4 protein-coding genes are annotated in these 5,062 nt (G+C 69.2%); all 4 read left to right on the top strand.

Annotated features, from left to right (window positions below):
- Positions 1-309, top strand: a 309-nt coding sequence (locus ACIRDX_RS20410) for an ABC transporter permease (RefSeq protein ID WP_396627280.1), incomplete at its 5' end; no start/stop codon positions are given.
- A gap of 116 nt (positions 310-425) precedes the next feature.
- On the top strand, positions 426-3,128 hold the full coding sequence (gene acnA, locus ACIRDX_RS20405) for an aconitate hydratase AcnA (RefSeq protein ID WP_396627279.1): 2,703 nt from the start codon (positions 426-428) through the stop codon (positions 3,126-3,128).
- Positions 3,129-3,277: 149 nt separating this feature from the next.
- Positions 3,278-4,387 (top strand): tRNA epoxyqueuosine(34) reductase QueG, encoded by a 1,110-nt coding sequence (gene queG / locus ACIRDX_RS20400; protein WP_396627278.1) that lies wholly within the window; start codon positions 3,278-3,280, stop codon positions 4,385-4,387.
- Positions 4,388-4,463: 76 nt separating this feature from the next.
- A complete protein-coding gene (locus ACIRDX_RS20395; RefSeq protein ID WP_396627277.1) occupies positions 4,464-5,021 on the top strand; it encodes a YqgE/AlgH family protein in 558 nt (185 codons plus the stop codon).
- Positions 5,022-5,062 lie beyond the last annotated feature (41 nt).

Below are 5,062 nucleotides of genomic sequence, written 5' to 3'. Positions count from 1 at the left end.
TACATGGTGTCGGGCATCCTGGCGGCGCTGTCGGGCGTCATCCTGGTGCTCGGCCAGGGCCAGGGCAAGGCCGACCTCGCCAATGGCTACGAGCTCGACATCATCGCGTCGGCCGTCGTGGGCGGCGCCAGCCTGTCGGGCGGCCGCGGCTCGGTGGTCGGCGCCGTGCTCGGCACGCTGATCTTCGGCGTGCTCCGCAACGCCCTCCCGCAGGTCCCCGGCGCTACCTTCTACGACCGCCTCATCGTCGGCCTCGTCGTCGTCGTGATCGTCGTCGTCGACCAGATCCTCGCGCGCCGCCAGGAATAGCGCGAGGAAGTGGCCTTCGCCTTCTTTCGCCTTTCGTCCTTCGTCCTTCCCGCCCTGCCTTCTTTCCTTCTGCTCTTCTACTCTTCTTTCCTTCCGCTTTGATACGATCGTCCCCGATGGCCATCGACTCCTTCAAGACCCGCCGCACCCTCACGGTCGGTAGCGAGACCGTGCACTACTACAGCCTGCCCGCCCTCGAGGCGGCCGGATTCCCCGGGGTCGCGAAGCTCCCGTACTCGCTGCGCATCCTGCTGGAGAACCTGCTGCGGCGCGAGGACAACGCCTTCGTCAAGAAGGACGATGTCGCGACGCTGGCCGGGTGGGACGTGAAGAGCGGCGCCGAGCGCGAGATTGCGTTCATGCCGGCCCGCGTGCTGCTGCAGGACTTCACCGGCGTCCCTGCCGTGGTCGATCTCGCCGCGATGCGTGATGGCGTGGTGAAGCTCGGCGGCGACCCGTCGCGCGTCAACCCGCTGCAGCCGGTCGAGCTGGTCATCGACCACTCCGTGCAGGTCGACCACTTCGGCAAGGGCGACAGCTTCGCGCTCAACGTCGACCTCGAGTACCAGCGCAACGGCGAGCGCTACGAGTTCCTGCGCTGGGGCCAGAACGCCTTCTCGAACTTCCGCGTCGTGCCGCCGGGCACGGGCATCGTGCACCAGGTGAACGTCGAGTACCTGGCGCGCGTCGTCTGCCGCGAGGACGTGGACGGCCAGACGTACGCCTACCCCGACACGCTGTTCGGCACCGACTCGCACACGACGATGGTCAACGGCCTCGGCGTGGTGGGCTGGGGCGTGGGCGGCATCGAGGCCGAGGCCGCGATGCTCGGCCAGCCGTCGTCGATGCTGATTCCGGATGTCGTCGGCTTCAAGCTGACCGGCAAGCTCCAGGAAGGCATCACGGCCACCGACCTCGTGTTGACGATCACCGAGCGCCTGCGCAAGCACGGCGTGGTGAGCAAGTTCGTCGAGTTCTATGGTCCCGGCCTCAGCCACCTGACCATCGCCGACCGCGCCACCATCGGCAACATGTCGCCCGAGTACGGCTCGACGATCGCGATCTTCCCGATCGACGACATGACGCTCGACTTCCTGCGGCTCACGGGTCGCTCGGACGCGCAGGTCGCGCTGGTCGAGGCTTACGCCAAGGCGCAGAACCTGTTCCGCACCGAGGCGACCGTCGATCCGGTCTACACCAACACCATCGAGCTCGACCTGGCGACGGTGGAGCCGAGCCTGTCGGGGCCGCGCCGTCCGCAGGACCGCGTGCCGCTGAAGGATGCCAAGGCCTCGTTCGGCAAGTCGCGCGACGCGATGCTCGCCGAGCCGAAGAAGAAGGGCAGCGGCGGCGGCACCGCCGCGGCCGTGGCCGTGCAGGCGCCGGCGTGGGCCGACCAGCTCGATCACGGCGCGGTGGTCGTGGCGGCCATCACCAGCTGCACCAACACCTCGAACCCGAGCGTGATGATCGCCGCGGGCCTCGTCGCCAAGAAGGCGGTGGAGAAGGGCCTCACGAGCAAGCCGTGGGTCAAGACCTCGCTCGCGCCCGGCTCACAGGTGGTCACCGAGTACTACGCGAAGTCTGGCCTGAACACCTACCTCGACGCGCTCGGCTTCAACCTCGTGGGCTACGGCTGCACGACCTGCATCGGCAACAGCGGTCCGCTGCCCGAGGAGGTCTCGGCGCTCATCGAGGAGAAGGACCTCGTCGTGTGCTCGGTGCTCTCGGGCAACCGCAACTTCGAGGGCCGCATCCAGCCGCTCGTGCGCGCCAACTACCTCGCGTCGCCGCCGCTCGTCGTCGCCTACGCGCTCGCGGGTTCGCTCACCGTGGACGTGACCACCGAGCCGCTCGGCACGGGCAAGGACGGCCAGCCGGTCTACCTGAAGGACATCTGGCCGACGCAGCAGGAAGTGCAGCAGACGATGCTGTCGGCCGTGCAGTCGGAGATGTACCAGCGCCGCTACGCCGACGTGTTCAAGGGCGACGAGCGCTGGCAGGAACTGCCGGCGCCGCAGGGCGACCGCTTTGCCTGGAAGGACGCGTCGACCTACATCGCCAACCCGCCGTACTTCGAGGGGATGGAACTCGAGCCCAAGCCCATCACCGACGTGACGGGCGCGCGCGTGCTCGCCTTGCTGGGCGACAGCGTGACGACGGACCACATCTCGCCGGCAGGCTCCATCAAGGCCGACAGCCCGGCGGGCAAGTACCTCATCGCCAACGGCGTGCAGCCAAAGGACTTCAACCAGTACGGCGCGCGCCGCGGCCATCACGAGGTGATGATGCGTGGCACGTTCGCCAACATCCGCCTGCGCAACCAGATCGCGCCGGGGACCGAAGGCGGCGTCACGCTGTACCTGCCCGGCGACGAGCAGATGAGCATCTACGACGCCTCGATGAAGTACCAGTCGGCCGGCGTGCCGCTGATGGTCATCGCGGGCAAGGAGTACGGCTCGGGGTCGTCGCGTGACTGGGCGGCCAAGGGCACGCGGCTCCTCGGCGTGCGCGCCGTGATCGCCGAGAGCTTCGAGCGCATCCACCGCAGCAACCTCGTGAACATGGGCGTGCTGCCGCTGCAGTTCAAGGACGGCGAGAGCGCGGCCAGCCTCGGTCTCTCGGGGCGTGAGGTGTTCGACATCGCGTTGGCGTCGCTCAAGCCGCGCGGCGAGTTGGCCATCACGGCGACGGCCGAGGACGGCACCAGCACGTCGTTTACGGTGCGCGTCCGTGTCGACACGCCGGAGGAACTCACGGCGTACCGCCACGGCGGCATTCTGCCGTACGTCGTGCGGCAGCTCGTGGCGCGCGGCTGACGCCGCCACCACTCGGTGCCGCACGACGCACGGAATGCCGAGAATGCCGGGAATGCCGCGAATGTCGGGCATTCCCGGCATTTCCCCGTTTGGTCGCATTCCGAGCCCCCAGCCCCCAGCCCCCAGGCCGGAATCATCAGGGCCCGCAGTTGTTTTCCGTTGACTCCCTCCGTGACCACGCGCTGACGCTGGGCTTCGACCTGTGCGGCATCGCGCCGGTCGCGCAGGTGGCGCGCCTCGAGTACCTGAAGGAGTGGGTCGCTCGCGGCTATGCCGGCGACCTGCACTACCTCACGCGCAGCGTCCCGGCGCGCATGGACCCGACGCGCGTCCTGCCGGGCGCACGGTCTGCCATCGTCACCGGCACCATCTACAACACCGACGAACCGCTCTCGCTCTCGCGCGAGGCGGCTGGCGACGCGCGGATCGCGCGCTACGCGTGGGGCGAGGACTACCACGAGGTGCTGGGACGTCGACAGCACCTGCTGATCGGCTGGCTGAAGGAGCACGCCGGCGGGCGGTTCGAGGCCGTGGGGTACGTCGACACAGGGCCGGTGCAGGAGAAGGCGCTCGCCGCGGCGGCCGGCCTCGGCTGGATCGGCAAGCACACGTGCCTGATCAACCAGGAACTCGGGTCGTGGCTGTTCCTGTCGGTGATCCTCACGACGCTCGAACTGCCGACCGGTTCGGCCGTGCCCGACCGCTGCGGTACGTGCACACGGTGCATCGACGTGTGTCCCACGCAGGCCATCGTCGAGCCCTACGTGGTCGATGCGACGCGCTGCCTGTCGTACGTGTCCATCGAGTCGCACGAGGGCATCGCGGAAGGGCAGCGGGAGTGGCTGGGGGCGCAGGTGTATGGCTGCGATCTGTGCCAGGACGTGTGCCCCTGGAACAACGGCGCGGCGGTCACCGACGACCCGGTGTGGGTGGCGCGGCCGATGTGGAGGCAGGCGACCCTCGCGCAACTCTGGCGCGCCACGGACGAGGACCTGCAGTCCAACATCCGCCACAGCCCGATGTACCGCACGAAGGTGTGGCGGCTGCGCCGGAACTTCGCCCTGGCCATCGCCGCCACCGGCGACGCCGACGCCCGCGCGGCCTTGCTCGAGCCGCGAGACCCGGAGGTCGACCCCTCGTTCGCCCACCCGGTGGTCGTCGAACACGTCGCGTGGGCGAGGTCAAGGATCGAGAAGGCCGGGCTACAGGCGGCAGGCGGCAGGCGACCCGCACCCGACGCCACCTCAGGCAGCCTCTAGCCCGTATGCATGCAGCCGTACCCGGCACCCGGTACCCGGTACCCCGTACCCCGGACGCGCTGTGTATCATCGATCCATGAGCGCCCAGGAGTCCTCCAGCCTCACGCCCGCCCTTCTGCTCTCGATGCCGCAGATGCAGGACGAGAACTTCGAACGCACCGTCGTCCTGTTGTGTGACCACACGGCGGACGGCGCCTTCGGCCTGGTGCTGAACCGCCCGACGACGATCGCGGCGGCCGAGGCGGTGGCGTTCGACCCGCCCCTCGCGACGGTGGGCGGTCCGCTGCTGTGGACCGGCGGGCCGGTCGAGCCCCAGCGAGGGTGGATCCTGCTGGGCGAGTCACTGGCCGAGGACGTCGAGACCCAGGTGGCGCCGGGCCTCTACCTGTCGACGTCGATCGACCTGCTGCGGCGCGTCGTGGAGCGCGCCCCCTCGCGCGTCCGCGTGCTCACCGGCTATGCCGGCTGGGGGCCAGGCCAGCTCGACCAGGAGCTCGCAGCCTCGGCGTGGCTCACGGTGGACGTCGACGCGGGGCTGATCTTCGACACGCCGGCGGACCTCATGTGGGATGCGGCCATCCGCCGCCTCGGCGCCGACCCCGGCAGCCTGCAGGTGGGGCAGGGAGTGCATTAGCAGATGCTTGTAATGCCGCGATGCTGCGATGCCGAATGTCG

It is taken from the genome of Luteitalea sp., from assembly GCF_044337415.1.
GTDB lineage: Bacteria > Acidobacteriota > Vicinamibacteria > Vicinamibacterales > Vicinamibacteraceae > Luteitalea.
Note: the sequence above shows the minus strand (reverse complement) of the source record. Positions and strands in the feature narration are given on the sequence as shown.